This window comes from uncultured Porphyromonas sp. (assembly GCF_915070105.1).
Taxonomy (GTDB): Bacteria; Bacteroidota; Bacteroidia; order Bacteroidales; family Porphyromonadaceae; genus Porphyromonas.
The window spans coordinates 32,264-52,963 of record NZ_CAJZFJ010000006.1; the positions used below are offsets into that span (position 1 = coordinate 32,264).

General features: G+C 55.9%; 10 protein-coding genes. All 10 read left to right on the forward strand.

Annotated features, from left to right (window positions below; translation table 11 throughout):
• Positions 1–621 precede the first annotated feature (621 nt).
• The 10 genes from QZ554_RS01300 to QZ554_RS01345 all read left to right on the forward strand — a co-directional run bounded on the left by QZ554_RS01300 (position 622) and on the right by QZ554_RS01345 (position 20,013).
• Entirely contained in the window at positions 622–2,355 is a 1,734-nt protein-coding gene (locus QZ554_RS01300) for a phosphoenolpyruvate carboxykinase (RefSeq protein WP_297193673.1), read from the forward strand.
• A 346-nt stretch (positions 2,356–2,701) separates the two neighbouring features.
• Entirely contained in the window at positions 2,702–3,805 is a 1,104-nt protein-coding gene (gene ychF / locus QZ554_RS01305) for a redox-regulated ATPase YchF (RefSeq protein ID WP_005468138.1), read from the forward strand.
• Positions 3,806–3,815: 10 nt separating this feature from the next.
• Positions 3,816–5,708: a tRNA uridine-5-carboxymethylaminomethyl(34) synthesis enzyme MnmG gene (mnmG, locus tag QZ554_RS01310; protein ID WP_297193675.1), complete on the forward strand. Its 1,893-nt coding sequence runs from the start codon at positions 3,816–3,818 to the stop codon at positions 5,706–5,708.
• 17 nt (positions 5,709–5,725) lie between these two features.
• On the forward strand, positions 5,726–7,177 hold the full coding sequence (locus tag QZ554_RS01315) for an HD domain-containing protein (RefSeq protein WP_297193677.1): 1,452 nt from the start codon (positions 5,726–5,728) through the stop codon (positions 7,175–7,177).
• Positions 7,178–7,697: 520 nt separating this feature from the next.
• Complete coding sequence (locus QZ554_RS01320; protein ID WP_297193679.1) at positions 7,698–10,736, forward strand: SusC/RagA family TonB-linked outer membrane protein; 3,039 nt, start codon at positions 7,698–7,700, stop codon at positions 10,734–10,736.
• 25 nt (positions 10,737–10,761) lie between these two features.
• Positions 10,762–12,219: a RagB/SusD family nutrient uptake outer membrane protein gene (locus QZ554_RS01325; protein ID WP_297193681.1), complete on the forward strand. Its 1,458-nt coding sequence runs from the start codon at positions 10,762–10,764 to the stop codon at positions 12,217–12,219.
• Between the two features lie 26 nt (positions 12,220–12,245).
• Positions 12,246–13,010: a DUF4843 domain-containing protein gene (locus tag QZ554_RS01330; protein ID WP_297193683.1), complete on the forward strand. Its 765-nt coding sequence runs from the start codon at positions 12,246–12,248 to the stop codon at positions 13,008–13,010.
• 5 nt (positions 13,011–13,015) lie between these two features.
• A complete protein-coding gene (locus QZ554_RS01335; protein ID WP_297193685.1) occupies positions 13,016–14,506 on the forward strand; it encodes a hypothetical protein in 1,491 nt (496 codons plus the stop codon).
• A 134-nt stretch (positions 14,507–14,640) separates the two neighbouring features.
• Positions 14,641–17,301 (forward strand): zinc-dependent metalloprotease, encoded by a 2,661-nt coding sequence (locus QZ554_RS01340; protein ID WP_297193687.1) that lies wholly within the window; start codon positions 14,641–14,643, stop codon positions 17,299–17,301.
• Between the two features lie 21 nt (positions 17,302–17,322).
• Positions 17,323–20,013: a zinc-dependent metalloprotease gene (locus QZ554_RS01345; RefSeq protein WP_297193689.1), complete on the forward strand. Its 2,691-nt coding sequence runs from the start codon at positions 17,323–17,325 to the stop codon at positions 20,011–20,013.
• Positions 20,014–20,700: the final 687 nt, after the last annotated feature.

Sequence of the window (20,700 nt, forward strand, 5' to 3'; positions counted from 1 at the left end):
TGGGCTGGCTGGTAGGCTGATGCTAGTAGTAGGTGGGGTAGGTGGTGTGATAGGTCTAATGAGTGCAATAGGTCTAATGGGTGGTCAGCGAAGGTCTAGCTAAGGTCACTGAGTGGAGGCGGGTAGGGGGCACTGGGCTGGTAGGTGAGGGCGGTGGGTGTGTAGGTCGGTGGGCTGGCTGGTGCTGGGTAGGATGGGGCTGGCTGGTAGGCTGATGCTAGTAGTAGGGGGTAGGTGGTGCGATAGGTCTAATGAGTGCAATAGGTCTAATAGGTGGTCAGCAAAGTCCTAGCCAAAGTGCTGGGTGGAGGTGGGTAGGTGGGGGCGCTGCGCTGATAGGTGAGGTCGGGTGGGCTGGCTGGTGGGCTGGCTGGTGGGCTGGTAGGCTGGTAGGCTGGCAGGTGCTCGGTGAGGATAGTAGGGGGGTAGGCTGGTAGGCTGGCAGGTGCTCGGTGAGGATAGTAGGGGGGTAGGTAGGAGGGCTGGTTGTAGAGTCGGCAGAGCAAAGTAGCTATTTATAGGTATATAGGATAAATATTTCTTTATTGAGGATATTTGGGATATATTTGTCTTTGCGTTAGAGCGACTAGCGTATCTATTAATCCAACCGAATATAAGGAAATGTTACAGGAATTCACTCTAAACCGAGGCAGAGCAATCATCAACTTTACCTCGAAGTACTGCGATAATCGCCGAAAGATCCTCAGTAGTTACGCCTACGGGCGTGTGGTCGAGTCCTTCATCCTTCACCTAAAGAAGGACAACCCGATTATCTACGATGCCTTCATCGAAGACTTCCAGACAGATGATAATCTCATCCACTCCCTTATGGAGGTGATCCGCTTCTTGAGTGTCTGCGAGGTAGAAGAACTCCTAGCAACGAACAATAAGTATGCACCTTTCTTCAAGGACCGTGATCTCTTCCTCGAGCTCATAGAACTCCTCTACCACTACTGGCGTCGCATGGAGCGTATCGCTGTCGTGCACAACCAGCGTCAGGGAGAGGGGCTACAGAATGTGCGCTTCGTGCAGGCATACGAGCTCTTCAATGAACTCATTCTCTCCATCTACCGCCGCACCAAGGAGGTCGTCAATGGCTTCGCTAGCCATGTCTACCGCCAGACGACAGCTGGGGTCAATGCGGGGCTTATCCTGAATGATGCCCCATGGAACTGCCCGATCGAGTACAAGGGCTTGGCAGCTATCCCCTTCATCGACTCCATCATCATTAACCCTCCCTATGTCTCCTACACGAAGAAGAATACGCGTGATGGGATCTTCCAGGAGCATCAGTCGAACCCCGCAGACCACATAATCCTCAGTGAGGATGAGTGGTTCCTCTTTCCAGCCAAGGTGGGCGATCTACTAGCGTTCGTCTACTTCCACAAGGACTTCATGTGCCACGGTCTTGGGTTGTCGAACCTCTTCGAGCTGGCTAAGCCCAACGAATACATCGGCAAGAAGCCGGATATGATCTATATCTTCGGCTACCCTGATGGGCACGAGGAGAAGCGTACCTTCTACCACAAGGACAAGAAGAACGACATCCTCATCGGCTACGCCAACTACAGCGACGAGATCGACTACTTCGGCTACATGAAGAAGATGCTCCTGACCCTGCACAACATCAAGCAGATGGAGCGTGGCAACCTCCCCATCCACGGTGCTATGGTCAATATCGTCCTGAAGAACAGCCGTGTGGCCAACATCATCATCATGGGCGATAGCGGTGCGGGGAAGAGCGAAAGCCTCGAGGCCTTCCGCACGCTCAACGAGAAGTACATCCGTCACATGCGTGTCATCTTCGACGACATGGGCTATCTCAAGCTCCAGGAGGACGGGACGATACGTGCCTACGGGACGGAGATCGGTGCCTTCGTACGTACGGACGACCTCGATCCTATGTATGCCTTCTCCCAGCTTGACCGAGGGATCTACACCAACCCCGACAAGGTCAATGCCCGTGTGACCATCCCCATCTCTACCTACGAAGTCATCTCTAAGGGCTTCCCCGTGGACTACTTCCTCTATGCTAATAACTATGAGGACTGCGAGCAGAAGATCGCCCTCTTCAACGACCGAGATGAGGCCGTGAAGACCTTCGAGGCAGGTGCACGCCGAGCCAAGGGGACGACGACGGAGACGGGCCTTGTGACCTCGTACTTCGCCAACCCCTTCGGCCCTGTGCAGGAGCGTGAACGAGCCGAGGAGCTTATCCAGAAGTACTTCACAGCACTCTATGACAAGGGGGTGAAGGTCGGGGAGATGCACACCTGCCTCGCCGTCGAAGGACACAGCAAGACGGGGCCACGTGCCGCTGCCGAAGAGCTCTTCAGCATGATCAACGAAGACTAAGCGTAAGCCGTCTCTAATTCTTTCTAAATCTTAAGTTAGATTGCCCCTGCTGCAGGTTCGCCTGCGGTGGGGGTAGTCGTATTATATAGGAGAGCCCGATCCCGTGGTAGTGGGTGTCAGTCCCTCTCGTGGGAAGGGCGAGGGACTCCTTGTGGGGGGAGTTCACGCTGGAATCTACGGAGGGTGGGGGTGTAGTGGTGTCTTAGTAGGGTGTCCTGTGCCTTTTGCTCTAGGGCGAGAGAAGGGGGTAGGGGAGGGGCGGAGAAGCGGAGGGTGCAGGGGCAGAGGTCTGCAGGCTTTTGATTATCTTTGCACCTCACAGATAAGTATATAAAGAATAAGCGATATGTCTCTACAATGCGGTATCGTAGGCCTACCCAACGTGGGTAAGTCTACCCTATTTAATTGCCTATCCAACGCTAAGGCACAGTCCGCTAACTTCCCCTTCTGCACCATCGAGCCCAATGTCGGGGTGATCACCGTACCCGATGAACGTCTGAACAAGCTGGCGGAGATCGTCCACCCCCAGCGAATTGTCCCCACGACAGTGGAGATTGTAGACATCGCAGGGCTTGTCAAGGGCGCAAGCAAGGGCGAAGGGCTTGGGAATAAGTTCCTCGCCAATATCCGTGAGACCGATGCTATCCTACATGTCCTGCGTTGCTTCGACGATGACAATATCACCCACGTCGATGGGAGCGTCGATCCCGTACGTGACAAGGAGGTCATCGACACCGAGCTACAGCTCAAGGATCTGGAGACCGTAGAGGCTCGCCTACAGAAGGTCTACAAGCAGGCTCAGACGGGTGGCGACAAGGCTGCTAAGCTCGCCTACGAGGTGCTGAGCCGCTACAAGGAGGCGCTTGTGCAGGGACGTAATGCCCGCACCGTGACCTTCGAGACGAAGGACGAAGAGAAGGTCGCCCGTGAACTCTATCTGCTGACCAGCAAGCCCGTCCTCTATGTCTGCAACGTCGATGAGGCTTCGGCACTCAGTGGCAATCAGTACGTAGAGCAGGTGCGTGCCGCTATCCAGGACGAGGGCGCAGACCTACTCGTCGTAGCGGCGAAGATCGAGAGTGAGATCGCAGAGCTCGAGACCTATGAGGAGCGTCAGATGTTCCTCGGGGAGATCGGGCTCGAGGAGTCAGGTGTAGCACGTCTCATCAAGGCTGCCTATGCCCTGCTGAACCTAGAGACCTACTTCACCGCAGGCGTACAAGAGGTACGTGCCTGGACGTATACCAAGGGGAGCAAGGCACCCCGTGCGGCAGCCGCTATCCATACGGACTTCGAGAAGGGCTTCATCCGTGCCGAGGTGATCAAGTTTGAGGACTTCGTCCACTACGGCAGCGAAGCCGCCGTCAAGGAGGCTGGGAAGATGGCTGTCGAGGGTAAGGAGTATGTCGTCCAGGATGGCGACATCATGCACTTCCGCTTCAACGTCTAGTCCTCCCTACATGCACAGCTACGACGTCATCGTCATAGGTGCAGGGCACGCAGGCTGTGAGGCCGCCGTCGCTGCCGCTCGCCTAGGCTCGCATACGCTGCTCATCACACCCGATATGAACAAGATCGGGCAGATGAGTTGCAACCCCGCTGTGGGCGGTATCGCCAAGGGGCAGATCGTGCGTGAGATAGACGCACTCGGGGGACGTATGGGACTCATCACGGATCGGACAGCGATCCAGTTTCGCATGCTCAACCGCAGTAAGGGACCCGCTATGTGGAGCCCCCGAGCACAGAGCGACCGCCAGCGCTTCATGGAGGCATGGCGAGAGGAGCTGGACGATGAGCCGAACCTAGATCTATGGCAGGATACGGTGACCCATCTGGAGATCCAGGAGGGTAGGGTGCAGGGTGTGGATACGGCGCTCGGGGTACACTTCGAGGCACGTGCCGTGATCCTCACAGCAGGTACCTTCCTCTCGGGGGTTATGCACTTCGGAGAGCATCAGATGAGTGGTGGGCGGGTCTCCGAGCCAGCTACCTATGGGCTGACCGAGGAGCTACGTGCTGCAGGCATCCGCACCGACCGCATGAAGACGGGTACTCCCCCCCGAGTGGATATACGTAGCATAGGCCTAGAGGCATGCATCCAACGGGGGGAGATCGGAGTACAGGATGGTGAGGAGGACTATCATAAGTTCTCCTTCATGGACACGCCCGCTCGCTCGCCCCTCAAGCAGCTCCCCTGCTATACGCTCTATACCAACGAAGCCTGCCACGAGGTACTATGTGCAGCACTCGATCGCTCTCCCCTCTACAACGGACAGATACAGAGCATAGGCCCTCGCTACTGCCCAAGCATAGAGACGAAGATCGTGACCTTCGCAGAGAAGACACAGCACCAGCTCTTCCTAGAGCCCGAGGGGGAGCGTACCAACGAATATTATATCAATGGCTTCTCCTCCTCCCTGCCCCTCGAGGTGCAGCTAGAGGCTCTTCGTCAGATACCCGCCCTTCGGGACGTCCGTCTGTACCGCCCAGGTTATGCCATCGAGTACGACTTCTTTGACCCCACACAGCTCCACCATACGCTGGAGAGCAAGGTGGTACAGGGACTCTTCCTCGCAGGACAGGTGAATGGGACGACAGGCTATGAGGAGGCTGCTGGCCAGGGACTCATAGCTGGGATCAATGCCCATCAGTCGGTGCATGACCTCCCTCCCTTCACGCTCAGTCGCTCCGAGGCCTATATCGGTGTGCTCATTGACGACCTCGTGACCAAGGGGGTGGATGAGCCCTACCGTATGTTCACCTCACGAGCCGAGTACCGCATCCTACTCAGGCAGGATGATGCCGATATGCGTCTGACCCCTCGGGCGATCGAGCTCGGGCTCGCTACCCAGGCGAGGGCAGAGCTACTGGCGGAGAAGATAGAGGAGCGAGACCGCCTCATACAATTCATAGAGGGCTACTCGATCCGCCCCGACAAGATCAACCCCAGCCTAGAGCAGGAGGGACTAGTCCCCCTCCGTCAGGGGTGCAAGCTCGTAGACCTCGTTCTGCGTCCCCAGCTGAGCCTCGCCCAGCTCGCCCAGTTCGTCCCCGCTCTGGCCCGAGCCATAGAGCGTATCCCTAGACGGAGAGAGGAGATCGTCGAGTGTGCCGAGATCCTCATCAAGTACCGTGGCTATATAGAGCGTGAGCGACAGCAGGCCGAGCGACTGGAGCGACTGGAGTACGTCTTCATCCCCGAGGGACTCGACTACAGCAGTATCCAAGCCCTGAGTACAGAGGCTCGGCAGAAGCTAGAGCGCATCCGCCCTGCGACGATCGGAGCAGCCTCACGTATCCCCGGTATATCCCCCCACGATGTCAGCGTGCTCCTCGTGCTCGCTGGTCGGTAGCCCCCACCCACATGATTATGCCAGACGAAGATCTGATCTACGATAAGATAGATACCCCCCTCTTTCATCTCATTGGCGAGGCTGCTGACAGCCTCGGAGTCGAGGCCTACGTGGTCGGGGGCTACGTGCGTGACCTCTTCCTCTATCGCCCCTCCAAGGACATCGACATCGTCTCCGTAGGTAGAGGGATAGACCTAGCGAAGGCAGTGGCGGAGCGACTCGGACGAGGAGCGAAGCTCTCGGTCTTCGCCCGCTTCGGCACTGCACAGGTCAAGAAGGGCGATATAGAGCTGGAGTTCGTCGGTGCCCGCCGAGAGAGCTATAGCCCCGATAGCCGTAAGCCCTTCGTGGAGGATGGCACGCTGCAGGAGGATCAGGAGCGACGAGACTTCACGATCAATGCTCTAGCCCTTTGTCTGAATGCTGATCGCTTCGGCGAGCTCGTCGATCCCTTCGATGGGTTGGATGATATGGACAACTTGACCCTGCGTACGCCCCTTGACCCTGATGTGACCTTCAGTGACGACCCTCTGCGCATGATGCGAGCCATACGCTTCGCCTCGCAGTTGGGCTTCTTCATTGATCCCGACACCTTCGCTGCCATTGGGCGTAATAGGGAGCGCATCAGCATCGTCTCGGCAGAACGCATCTCTACGGAGTTCAACAAGATCCTCCTATCCCCTCGCCCCTCTGTCGGACTGGAGCTCTTCGAGCAGACTGGACTGATGGAGATCCTCTTCCCCGAGCTCCTCGAGCTGAAGGGTGCGGAGACCCGTGAGGGCATCGGACACAAGGACAACCTCACCCATACCTACAAGGTCGTAGACAACCTCGCCAAGGCACTTGCCTCCCGCCCTCATCGTGAGGAGGATCTGTGGCTCCTATGGGCTGCTCTACTGCATGACATCGGTAAGCCTCGGACGAAGCGGTTTGACCATCGCCTAGGCTGGACATTCCACAACCACAACTACGTGGGGATGAAGATGATCTCGCGTATCTTCCGTCGCCTGCGGCTGCCCCTAGACCACAAGATGCACTACGTGGAGAAGCTCGTCGATCTGCACATGCGTCCAGCTACCCTCGTGGACGAGGGAGTGACGGACTCAGCTGTGCGCCGTCTGCTCTTCGAGGCAGGGGATGATATCGACGATCTCATGCTCCTCGTAGAGGCCGACATCACGAGCAAGAACCCGCAGAAGGTGCGTAAGTACCTCGATAACTATAGCCTCGTACGGCAGAAGCTCACCGACATCGAGGAGAAGGATCGTGTGCGCAACTTCCAGCCCCCCATCTCAGGGGAGCTCATCATGAAGACCTTTGCCCTCTCCCCTTGTCGGGAGGTAGGGCTCATCAAGGACGCTATCAAGGATGCTATCCTCGACGGCACCATCCCCAACGAGTACGAGCCCGCCTATGCCTATATGCTACGTGAGGCCGAGAAGCTAGGCCTCACCCCCAAGGAGGAATAGTCTCGTCTACGATAGCTATCCCTAAGCTCACCAGCCCCACACGTGTCTCCGATGCGTGTGGGGCTGGTGCTATTAGAGCGTAGGTCTAATGGGTCCAATGGGAGCAATAGGTCTAATAAGGGTGGTCGGAGAAGTGCTCCTATGGCGAGTCGTAGGTAGGGCTAGGTGTGATAGGTGGGGATCGTAGGTGTTAGGTGGTCTAGGGCGGATATGGGCAAGAGATGGGGGTGGGGTCTGTTGCTGTTTTTGGGGAGAGTTTGGTAGTTTGCTAGGAATTATGGAAATCAATTGCTAATTTTGTGAAATAAGGTGCTTTGAGACTGGCCAAATGACTTTGGCGTGGTCGTCTAAGGGGGGGATTGTTCCCCCTTACTATTTGTCATTATAATTCACGACGAACTCTGGTCACGGGAAAGAAATGATCTACACACCATAGGCTCTATGTGAGTAGAGCTATGGATCGAGTAGGGGGAACCGACCGCCCTTGGGCAGAGATTGTATCACTATTTAATAGGTCGCAATGAGATTAAAAACTACATTATTAGCCTGCGGATGGCTAATGCTTGCTCTCCCCCCGGCACTAGCTGCCCCTAGTGCGCCGACGAGCCAAGCAGGACAACAAGATCAACCCAAATCCACCTATTCCCTGATCAGTGGGATCGTCCTAGATGAGTTCGGCGAGCCCATGATGGGGGTCACTATACAGGTTAGTGGGATGACTGGTGGGTTTATTACGGACGCCAAAGGGCACTTTGAGTTCAAGACCACGAAGCCTAGCGAGACGATCCGCCTAAGCTTCATTGGTTATAAGGCCAAGAGTCTGACCCTACAGGCCGGCAAGCCCCATCGTATCACCCTAGAGCCCGATAGTGAGACGCTCTCGGATATTGTCGTCACGGGCTTCACAAAGAAGGATAAGAAGAGCTTCACTGGTTCGCAGACGACCGTCAAGGCCAAGGAGCTCCTCTCTGTGGGGACTAAGAACCTCCTGGAGAGTCTTGAGGCCTTTGTCCCGGGGCTACAGATCGTACAGCAGAATAACCTCGGCTCTGACCCGAATGCTCGCCCTGACCTCAACCTCCGTGGTCGTGCTACGTTCTCTGGAGCTGCCAATCTCCCTCTCTTCGTCGTAGATGGAGCTATCGTAGACGTGAACTACATCTACGATATGGATATGAACACCATCGAGAGTGTCACCGTGCTCAAGGACGCCTCTGCCTCTGCGCTCTATGGGGCGAAGGCCGCGGCTGGGGTCATCGTCATCACCACCAAGCCCATTGAGCAGGGGGCTATCCGCCTTAATTATAGTGGTACGCTCCGCCTCACCACTCCAGACCTTAGTGGCTATCACCTACTAAATCCCGAGCAGAAGCTCCGCTATGAGGACCTAGCTGGGGTCTATACGGGTATTGACCCAGCTGAGCAGTATCGCAAGGACCTAGAGCGTGACGCCGTGGTACGCATGATCCGCAGTGGGGTGAATACCGACTGGCTCTCTAAGCCCCTGCGTATGGGTGTCTCTCACTCGCATAGCCTCAGTGCAGAGGGTGGTGACCAGTTCGTCCGCTACGGCCTAACCCTCCGCTACGGCAACGAGCAGGGGGTCATGATCCAGTCAGGACGTGAGCGTGTGTCGGGAAGCTTCAAGCTCTCCTACAACAGACCTAATCGCATCTTCCTATCCAATAACCTTACGGTCAATAGGGTCTCTTCGGACGAGCCCAACTATGGGTCGTTCAGCAACTTCTCCCGCATGAACCCCTATCTCTCGCCCTATGGCTCGGATGGTCAGCTCGTCAAGAGCTTCAATGGGGATCGGGTCAATAACCCGCTCTATGAGGCCAAGCTCGGGAGCTACAATCAGTCGCAGAATATCGACCTGCTGAATACCTCTACCCTTCAGGCTTGGGTTGGGGACTTCCGTGTAGACGGAGACTTCTCCTTCACGATCCGTAGTGGTAGTGGACGTAAGTTCCGTTCACCTCTCTCCAATGACTTCCGTGGCGATGCCCTCGACCAGCGTGGGGAGATGGTAGAGAATCAGTCGAAGGGCCTCAACTACATGGGGAAGCTGATGGTGTCCTACAACCGTACCTTCCTCGACAAGCTCTATGTCACCTCTATGGCTGGGGCTAATATTGAGTCTTCGTCCTCCGATGCCTCTACCTACACGAGTCGAGGGTTCTACTCGGACAACCTTGGGCACCCCAACTTTGCCCTTGGCTATCGCAGTGGTGCTCGCCCCTCAGGCTCGGACAATTACTCCACGGCTGCGGGCTTCTTCCTCAATGGAAATGCCATCTATGATAACCGCTATTCGCTGGACTTCGTCTTCCGCTATGAGGGCTCCTCGAAGTTCGGGAAGAACCAGCGCTTCGCTCCCTTCTGGTCGCTCGGTGGTGGATGGAATATCCACAACGAGTCCTTCTTCAAGGGCAACAAGAATATCCAACTGCTGAAGCTCCGTGCGAGCCTTGGGTATCTAGGAAATATGTCCTTCGAGCCCTATCAGGCTTACACGACCTACGACTACAATAAGAATATCAACTACCTCGTAGGTGCAGGTGCTGTGCCCCGTGGCATCGGGAACCCTGACCTCAAGTGGGAGCGTACGCTGAATCAGAACGTAGGGCTTGACCTGACGCTCTTCAAGAGTCGCTGGGACCTGACCTTCGATGCCTACCGCAAGCTGACGGATAACCTCCTGCTGGATGTCACGAAGGCGCCCTCAATCGGTGTCGTCACGGCAAAGCAGAACGTCGGGGAGGTCGTGAACTCAGGGCTGGAATTCTCCACTCGTGTCGTGCCTATTCAGAACCAAGATCTGCAGTGGACGCTCGCTCTGAACTACTCCTATAATAGGAATAAGGTGAAGAAGATCAGTAATGCCCTCAAGGCGCTGAACGACTCCTATGCCAAGGACACGGTGCTGAACCGCTCCACGACGCCGCTCCCTCTCTACGAGGAAGGGCAGTCGCTCACGGCGCTGAAGGTCGTCCCCTCGGCTGGGATCGACCCTGCCACGGGTAAGGAGATCTATATCAAGCGTGATGGCTCCTATACCTTCGACTACGACTCCAACGACCGTATCGTCTTCGGTGATACGAGTCCCTGGGCCTATGGGACGCTCTCGTCCTACCTCTTCTATAAGGGCTTCTCTCTGAATGCTAGCTTTGGCTACTCCCTTGGGGCTGTGGTCTACAACCAGACCCTCGCCTCCCGAGTAGAGGGTGCAGACCCCCAGTACAATGCCGACGAGCGTGTCCTGAATGACCGCTGGAAGAAGCCCGGCGATGTCGCCAAGTACAAGGATATCGCCAACCGCGAGAGTCCCTATCAGAGCAGTCGCTTCGTACAGAAGGAGTACTACCTGACCCTGCGCAGCCTCTCACTGGCCTACGAGACGGAGGCAGCATGGGTGAAGAAGCTACACCTGCGTCGTGCACGCTTCGAGCTCCTCTCCAATGACCTCTTCTATCTCTCCACGGTCCGTCGTGAGCGTGGGCTAGACTATCCCTTTGCACGGAGTATAGAGCTCTCGGCTCGCCTCTCCTTCTAACCACCCACTCCTCAACGATACAATGATGAGAAAGATGATAATCCGCCCCCTGGCTGTGGGTCTACTGTCACTGGCACTACTGCCCTCCTGCAATAAGTTCCTCGATATCCAGTCCAAGGGTACCCTCCTGGAGGATGTACAGTTCTCCACGATACGAGGCTACGAGGATGCTATGTACGGGGTCTATGGCTCGATGGCTGAGCAGGGGCTCTATGGAGGGGTACTCACAGCAGGATTCCTAGAGAATATCTCCCAGACGATAGGTAATGTGAATAACGTGTCCATGAACTATCATGTGAATCGCTATCGCTATACCAACCCTCAGGTGCGGGATCAGATCGACGCTATCTGGTCTGCCCAGTACCAAGTGATCTCCTACGTCAATAACATCCTCGCCAACGCCGAGAAGAGCGCCCTCTCGGGGCATGTGCTCCAGCTCGCCCGAGGCGAAGCCTATGGGCTGCGTGCCTTCCTGCACTTTGATGTCGCTCGTATCTTCGCTGCGGACTACCGCCGAGCTAAGGCTGCTGGGACACTCAAGACGACACGTGGTATTCCCTACTCCTATGACTTCAACCTGCAGAACAAGCGTCTCTACAACCTCGAGGATACGTACAAGAATATCCTAGCTGACCTTGACCAAGCAGAGGCACTCCTCGGTGGTGATGAGTCGATCCGGGGAGGTGATCTCACGGCGGCGACCTACGAGACGAACCGCATCGTGCATTTCAATAAGTATGCTGTCTATGCCACGAAGGCACGTGTCTACAATGCTATGGGTGAGACTGCCAAGGCTATCGAATATGCACAGAAGGTCATCGCTCACAGTGTGGACTTCGGCCTAGCGGATCGCTCTGCCTTCGCTAACGTGACCCGCTTCCCTGCTGATCGGGAGCTTGTCTTTGGGCTGTATGCTCCTAAGTTCCTAGACTGGGTAGCTACGACTTACCTCTCTACAGGGGGGGCAGGTAATGTCGATCAGGGACGCCTGCTCCGAGCCCTCAATGAGCTCTACACTCCACTAGGCGGGGGAGCCTCCATTGACAATCGTCAGGTAGCCTACTTCCGTCAGATCGACTCCTACACGCAGTTCATCCGTCTGCTTCCAGATAGGGACCTGCTTCGCTCCATAGCGACCTCGAGCAAGGGGATCATGCTCATTCGCCTACCTGAGATGTATTACATCCTAGCCGAAGCGAGCTATCCCACCGATCCTGCTGCAGCTGTAGAGGCGCTGAACAAGGTACGTGACAGCCGAGGGTTAGCACCACTGACGACTGCTAACTTCTCGAATCAGGCTGCCTTTGACAAGGAACTGATGCGCGAGTATATCCGTGAGACCCCGGGGGAAGGGCTGTCGTTCCATGCGATCAAGCACTTCTTCCTCGCCTTCCCTTCGCTCACTGGGGAGAGTGTGACCCCCACGGAAGAGATGTTCACCCTGCCCTGGCCACAGCTTGAGCTCACCTACGGCAATCACTGATCGATCACCCTCAGATAATGCGAACAATGAAAAGGAACCATATCAAGCTCCTCCTCTGCCTCGCACTCACTGGGCTTACGCTCATGAGCTGCCAGAAGACCGAGGACGAGCGTATAGAGTATATCAGTCGGGATGGCTACTACTCAGCCCCACGCAGTGTGTACTTCCACTTTGCTAGTGCTGATGACCGGATCATACGGGAGAGCTATGGGACACGTCCCGATGCCCTCACCGAGTTCACGGTGAATATCCCAGTACGTCATACGGGCACGGCTGCCTCTACTCCGCTAGCTTTTAGAGTACGGGTAGACGAAGCTGCCTCTACGGCACGTGTGGGGCAGCACTTCAAGGCCTTGGCGAGCCAGTATACCTTCGCTGCGGACTCTCTGAATGGGACGTTCCCTGTGACCTTTATCCGTAGTGCCCTCCAGACCGAGGAGGGTAAGGCCGATACGCTCGTCCTAGTGCTAGAGGCTACCTCGGATCTGAGGACAGCCTTCACCCAACTGAACCGCATCACGGTGACAGCCAACAATGGGCTGATGATCACACGAGACTTCTGGGTGAACTCCAGCTACCAGTACTTCTGCGGAGACTTCTCTCTGAAGAAGTACCGAGCTATCCTAGCTCGCTACCATCAGGATGAGATGGAGCTCTATGATGCCTTTAGCCATCTAGGTAATGTAGAGGTCTTCTATCAGCTCCTGGTCAATATCGAGGCTGCCCTCAACGAGATCGGTGAGCCTATCCCCGAGGTGACCAAACGTGCTCTCGAACAATTCAGACAATAAGACACATGAAGCGACAGACATATAAACTCAGCATAGCGCTCTTCTCCTTGTTTACCCTCGGAGTCGTCAGCTCGTGCTACAAGGATCACTCTACGGGGGTGACGCATCCCCTAGAGGTGGTAGACCCCACTTCGCAGCTTCAGGAGCTCTACGAGGTAGAGTTTGGCTCTACGCTCACGATACAGGCTCCCCAGTATAAGATCACCAATGGGGCAAGTGTGACTCCTACGATCGAGTGGGAAGTGGACTACAAGAAGGTCTCTACGACCAGCACCCTCGCCTATACACCGACTAAGAGCTCGGACTATGGTATTCACCCTGCTCGCCTCAAGATGCAGACCCCTGATGGTACCTACTACCATCGCTTCCGCATCCGTGTGAACTTCAAGTATCGTGAGGGACTCTATGCCCTCACACAGCAGTCGGGGAAGACGGTTGTTGGCTACTACCCCTTCGGGCAGGCCGCCAATCCCGTTGCGGACATCTTCACCGAGGGTGGGGTCGATCGTGACTTAACGGGGACACCACAGACGCTGAGTATGTTTACCCATACCACGGGGGCAGGGAGGACGACCAACTACCTCTTCGTCGGTGCCGACACCTGGGGCTATAGAATGAATGCAGACTCTCTGAAGGTCATAGGCTCTCGTATGAACTTCAATGGGCATACCATCCAGGCGCATATCTTCTCCTCGCAGGACCTCAATGAGTATGTCGTAGCAGGGGGAAACCTCTATACCGTAGGTCTACAGACGACGCTCCCTCGCCGTCTGAATGACGCTCGCCTCAAGGCCGCCTTCTCCGGTACCCTCCCCGTCCTAGCCGGGCGAATCAGTGTATGGCGCAATGCTATCTACTCGGGGGGCTTAACGCTCTTCGATGAGACTACGGGTACAGCCATCGTGCTGGAGCTCGCTGGCTCGGGGAATAAGGTCTATCCCTTCAAGGCCACTTACAGCGAGCCCGATCCCTTCACTGGGCAAGACGTATCTGTCACGGGCAATCCCTTCTCAGGAAGTACCCTCCTCGATATGTCAGGTACTACGACGATGAGCCATGTAGCTCTGCTGACGTATAGTGCATCCTCGAGTGAGTATACCCTAGCGGTGATCGAGCCTAACCTCTTCCTCAGCTCCACCAAGGCTGGGACAAGCTACCCCATGCAGCGCATTACCTACAAGGGGACAGACAGCCCGACTCACCTCACCCTGCGCCCTGAGCACAACTCGGCCTACGTAGCTGCTGGCAACAAGGTCTACCTCTATGACCTACAGCGTCAAGCCGCCTCCTCGCCCGAGGCCTACATCACACTCGGTGCTTCGGAGACGATACAGTGTATGGTGCTCTCGGGAGGGACACGCCTCTATATCGCTACCTATGACGGCTCGGCAGGAGCGGTCTATAGCTATGATGTCTCAGGTAGTACGGCTCAGCAACTCTGGCGAGACACCTCGCTGGGCCGGGTAACGAAGCTCGTCTACCGAGAGCCCCGCTAGGCCCTCACATTGCGCTCCGCTCCCATGGGTGAGGCTGTGTCATAAGCACCCCTTATCACACAGCCTCACCCATGCAAGAGCGGAGACGCTACCATCCCAACGATAAAATCACAAATACAATAAACGATAGATTCATGCACAAGAGCAGCATTCGCACCCTCGTGGTGACTCTACTCCTACTGGGTGGCTACACGCTCTCTGCCTCGGCGCAGATCGACACACTCAAGACCAAGCCCAAGGAGGTAGAGAAGAAGCAGGAACCCAAGAAGGAAGAGAAGAAAAAGGAAGAAAAGCCGGAGAAGGAAGAGAAGAAGAAAAAGGAGGAGACCCCGTACATCAAGTTCTTTAAGGACAAGAAGGTGGAGAGTGCCCGTGGCAAGTTCGTCTCCCTCCACAAGATCGACGGCGAAGTCTTCCTCGAGCTTCCCACGAAATACCTAGGACAGGAGCTGATGATGGGGGCGACGATCACCTCCACCACCGACCCTGACTATCTAGCTGTGGGGTCGAAGAACTCCGCTCCCTTCGTCTTCAGACTGGAGAAGCAGGACAGCGTCATCGTCATGAAGGCTCCCAATACCCTCGTCTACCGCAGGGATGCCTCCCGTCAGCTACAGCAGGCCCTTGAGCTTAACTATCGTGACCCTGTGGTCATGTCCTTCACTCCGAAGGTCTATACTGCCGATAGCTCTACCGTAGTGTTCAGTCTTAACTCGCTCGTCACGGAGAGCAATCCTTTCTTTGAGATTATCCCCAAGGAGCAGGGTCCCTTCAAGCTATCCTCATCCCGCAATGGTAACCTGACCTTCATCCGAGGGCTAAAGGCTTTTGATACCAATGCCAGTGTCAAGGTCGAGACGAACTTCTCCGTAACGGCTTCCCTGATGGGCGTGCTAACCGTCGCCAAGGATATGCCCCTCACGGCAGAGGTTACCTATACCATCCTTCCGGTGAAGCCCTCGCAGGCTACCCCTCGTCTAGCCGATGCTCGTGTGGGCTATGAGACCTCACGTAAGGTCTCCTTCCCCGACTACCTCGACCAGAGTGAGCCTGTGTACCTTGCCCACCGCTGGTGCCTCATCCCCAAGGACAAGAAAGCTTACGCCAAAGGAGTACTAGTAGAACCTGAGAAGAAGATTACCTTCTACCTCGACAACGCTTTCCCCGCTACCTGGGCAAAGGCTGTGAGGGAAGGTGTGTTGAGGTGGAATAAGGCCTTTGAAGCAGCGGGTTTCCGCAACGTGATCGAGGTACGCGACTTCCCTCGGGACAAGAACTTTGACCCAGACAACCTCGAATACTCCACTATCCGTTACATACCTAACTCGCAGGAGACCGTCTCGGGTGCCTCATGGTTCGACCCACGTACTGGGGAGATCTTCAATGCCTCGCTCCTGATCTATAACAACGTGGAGAACCTCATCCACAAGCAACGCTTCATCGCCACCGCTGCCATCGACCCCGCAGTACGTAGCGCACGCTTGCCCGAGGACCGCTTCCTCGAGTCACTCTCTGCCCTCGTCACGCAGGAGGTAGGGAAGACCCTTGGCTTGCTCAATAACTATGCTGCCTCCACCGCTTATTCGACTGCGAACCTTCGCTCTGCAAAGTTCACGAGTGAGCATGGGCTAGCTCCCTCGATCATGGATGGAGAGTTCTACAACTATGTAGCACAGCCTAGCGACAAGGGTGTCCGCCTCATCAACAACGTCCTCGGCGAATACGACCGCTACGCCATAGAGTGGGGCTACCGCTACTTCCCCGAGGACAAGGGTGATCCCGCCCGTGAAGCCAAGCGTCTGGTAGAGTTTGTCAATAAGAAGGTTGCTAACCCCATCTACCGCTACGCCCCAAGGCAGACCTACTCCGTAGACCCAACGGTTCGTACCGAAGACCTCGGGGATGACCACCTGATGAGTAGCACGCTTGGGATGAAGAACCTAGCGATCATCCGCTCGCACCTCGAGCAGTGGATCCAGAACGACCCCGACAGTCGTAAGAAGAAGGCGATGTACCTCACCGTCGTCCAGCAGTACTACCTCTACCTCAAGAATGTCATGTCGCTCGTCGGGGGTGTGGTGACCCGTGAAGCTCGTCTCTCCACAGGCCTGCCCCGCTATCAGGTTGTACCTAAGGCCAAGCAGCGCGAAGCCTTCCAATGGATCCTAGCGGAGGCTAAGCGCTTCCAGAGCTATGCCGATCGTAGCCTAGAGCGGAAGCTACCGATGGATGTGAGTTACTTTGACCAGCTACTGGAGTTCATCAATAACGACATCCTCAACCTACGTGCCCGCATCATCATCGCTTCGCAGGTAGATAAGAATAGCTATTCGCTCGGGGAGTACTTCGACGACCTCTACAAGGCTATCTTCGCCTCCACGATTGCTGGGACTGCCCCCAACCACATGGAGCGCTTCATGCAGCGCAACTTCATCGACAAGGCTGTAGCTGGTGCTACCAATGCCCGTCAGGCTACCCCCAACATGCCCTATGGCTTCACCAGCGGGCCCGTGACGATGGATATGCTTCGTCTCAGTGCCTCTGCCCCTACAGACTTCTCTACGCTCCTCAGCAGAGGTCGTCTCAGCTACGGCGGTGGTGACCCCTCGGCGAACATCTATCCGATGGCCAATGTCCCTGCCCTCGACACCTCTGACCAGTACTTCTACGCAGCACTGGTCAAGATACGTCCTATCCTAGAGCAGCGAGCCAGCTCCACCACCGACAGAGAGCTACGTGCACACTACCAGACACTAGCCTTCAAGGTCAAGAAGCTCCTCGACGACAAGAAGTAGTAGACCAGGATACGAATAGATATGATGAAGAATAGATCGATCACCCTGCTCCTCTTAGCCGGGTGCCTCACCCTCGCTCCTCTATCGGCTCATGCAGGCATCTTCGACTTCCTTAAGAGGAAGAAGAAGCCAGCCAAGACGGAGAAGCCCGTAGAGAAGACCCCCTACGAGCGTATCCTTACCTCTGGGAAGATCGTCTCCGCTAAGGGGGACTTCCTCACGCTACACAAGACGGATAACAAGCTCTACATCGAGCTACCCGTCAAGACGATCGGCAAGGAGTTCCTCCTAGCAGCTACCCTCTCCTCCATCTCCAACCCCCAGCTGGGGATGGTAGGCTTCAAGAACGGCAACCCCATCCACATGCGCTTCGCACAGAAGGATAGCGCTATCGTGATGGAGGCCATCAATACCGAGCCCTACCTCACCCCAGCGGACGAGAAGGAGCTACGGCCACGTATCGCCTCGAGCTACACGGATCTAGCCGTATATAAGTTCCCCATCAAGGCTTGGAACAAGGACAAGACTACCGTGGTCTTCGATGCCTCCTCCCTCTTCCTAGAGGATCAGAAGTATCTGCCCCTCATGGCTAAGAGCCTAGGGTCATACAGTGTCAGCTCCAGCCCACAGCGTAGCCTAACGCATATACGGGAGATTAAGTCCTTTGAGGACAATGTCTCCATCAAGGTTGATCGTAGCTACCGCATCACGCTCTCCTCGGCACGTGGGGGCGGTTCGCCACTGAAGGACTATCCCGTGACCCTCGGGGCGACCTTCACGCTACTGCGCCTACCGGAGGAGCCTATGACCCCTCGACTAGCTGACACCCGTATCGGTGTCTTCCAGATCAGCAAGGGGGCATATAACCCCGAGAGCCAGCAGTTCGAGTCGGCACGTTTCGTTAAGCGTTGGCGTCTGGAGCCTTCGGATGTCGAGGCCTTCAAGCGTGGCGAACTTGTCCGCCCCAAGAAGCCTATCGTCTACTATGTAGAGAATACCTTCCCCCCAGTCTGGAAGGAAGCTATGAAGGAGGGGACACTACGCTGGAACAAGGCCTTCGAGCTCATCGGCTTCAAGGATGCGATCGAGGTACGTGACTTCCCCACCGATGATCCTACCTTCGACCCCGATAATCTCAAGTACAACTGCATTCGCTACGTCCCCATCGCTACCGAGAACGCTATGGGTCCCTCTTGGTCTGACCCTCGCACAGGGGAGATCATCAATGCCTCTGTACTTGTATGGAGCGATGTGTCTAAGCTCAATAACAACTGGCGATTCATCCAGACCGCACAGGCTGACCCAGCCGTACGAGCAGTGAAGCTACCCGATAGCCTCATGTCTAAGTCGCTGAAGTACGTCATCGCCCACGAGATCGGCCATACCCTTGGCTTCATGCACAACATGGCGGCCTCGGCAGCCTACACCATCGACTCCCTGCGCTCTCCTTCCTTCTCGGCTACACACGGTACGACGCCCTCCATCATGGACTATGCGCGCTTCAACTACGTCGTGCAGCCCGGAGACAAGGGGGTGAGCTTTGATCCTCCTACCGTAGGGACGTACGACAAGTACGCCATCGAATGGACGTATAAGTACTTCCCCGATACGAAGGGGGATCTCATCGAGGAGTCTAAGCGAGTCTCAGCACTGATCGACCAGCATGCCCACGACCCTGAGTATCGCTATGGGGTACAGCAGATGGGGGATCGTCGCTATGACCCCTCCGCTATCGAGGAAGACCTATCAAATGACCCGGTCAAGGCAAGTACCCTAGGCCTCTCCAACCTCCGCTATATCCTCAGCCACCTAGGGGAGTGGTTCCCTAATGATGACGAAGCAGAGCACCGTGCTACCCTCTACGAAGGAATCGCCAATCAGGCGATGCGCTATGTCTCCAATGTCTTCCTCAACGTCCCTGGGATCTACCTCTATCAGACGAGCGAAGCCTCTGGCCTACCCCGCTACAAGGTCGTACCGAAGGCCGAGCAACGTGCCTCAGCTATGTGGCTCCTAGACCAAGCGGTCTCGATCGATAGTATGCGCAATGAGCCACTAGAGCATACGATGAGTGATGTCGCTGCCGACTCTCCCTTCGTGCGCCTAGGTGCCCTCACGAGAGCGATGGCTATCCGCAATATTGCCAACCTCAACCTCTCCTACTACCTAGACTCCACCTCCTACTCGCCCCTCGAGTATGCGGACGATGTCTATGCTCGTGTCTTTGCTAAGACGGAGCAGGGTAAGGAGAACCTCTCCTTTGAGGAAAAGCAACTGCAGGACTACTTCGTCCGCTACCTCATCGGCTACACCTCTGACCTTGCTCCTAAGGGAGGTGGTCGCTCCTCCCTCTCCATCGCAGAGCTCACGGGCTTCGCAGAGCCTACGGAGCTGGTACGCACGGAGGGTATGACAGACGAAGAGTTCATCTCGCTCCTGCCTCAGCAGGCTCCACACATCTGCTCCTATGCGCCCTCGAGTTCAGCGGATGCGCATGGGCACTCAGGGGTAGGCTTCCTCAACTTCGGGAAGAGCTATGGCGAACCAGAAGATCTCTTCACCAACGCCATCAATACGACAGAGTCGCTCTACCTCCCACTGCTCTACCGTACGCAGGAGCTCCTACGTCGAGTAGCGCCCAAGACGGCAGATGCGACCCTGCGTCAGCACTACGAGTTCCTACTGCGTAAGCTCGACCAGATCACCAAGTAGCGACCTCGCTAGCTCCATATAGAAGCAGAGACGGTGGTATAGGACTTCCCTATACCACCGTCTCTGCTTTTGTGTCTGTCGGGGAGCGGAGTCTCGTCGCCGTGGGTAGTGAGCAGGCTTGTTCCCCATCCTCCACTGCCCCACATATGCTCTTTCTTATAGTCCAGTCTTTGGCTCTTTGGGTATATTATCTCATATCCAGAAGGCCTTAGCCGAGCGCCTAGATATTATCCCTAAGGAAAAACATACGAGCGAGCTCTACAGAGGATATACTTAGGGCGAGGTAGTGTACACGCGTGTATACAGTTGTGTACACACGTGTATACTCTTGTGTACACGCGTGTATACTCACCCCTCTTGGGTAGGAGGTGTACACTTGGTATGCCTGGAGCTAGTACACAGCTAGTTCTATGTTCGTTGTATGCTCTACTTTACTTTCACACAATAGTGTTTTCATGTGTCGGCCTTGCTCTGCCTCTACGAACCCTCTTGGTTGCCTCCCTCTGCGCCCTAGGGACACGGGGTAGGCGGGCTGTGCTACACGATAGCTATCCCGACCACGCCGTTGCCTCTCCTTAGCTCTCCACGGGTGCTGGAGTCGGGGAGCGGTGGTACTCGGCACGTAAGCGAGCGAGTAGGAGTACGACCATGAGGAGCGCATAGAGCCCCACGAGTTCGGCTAGGCTA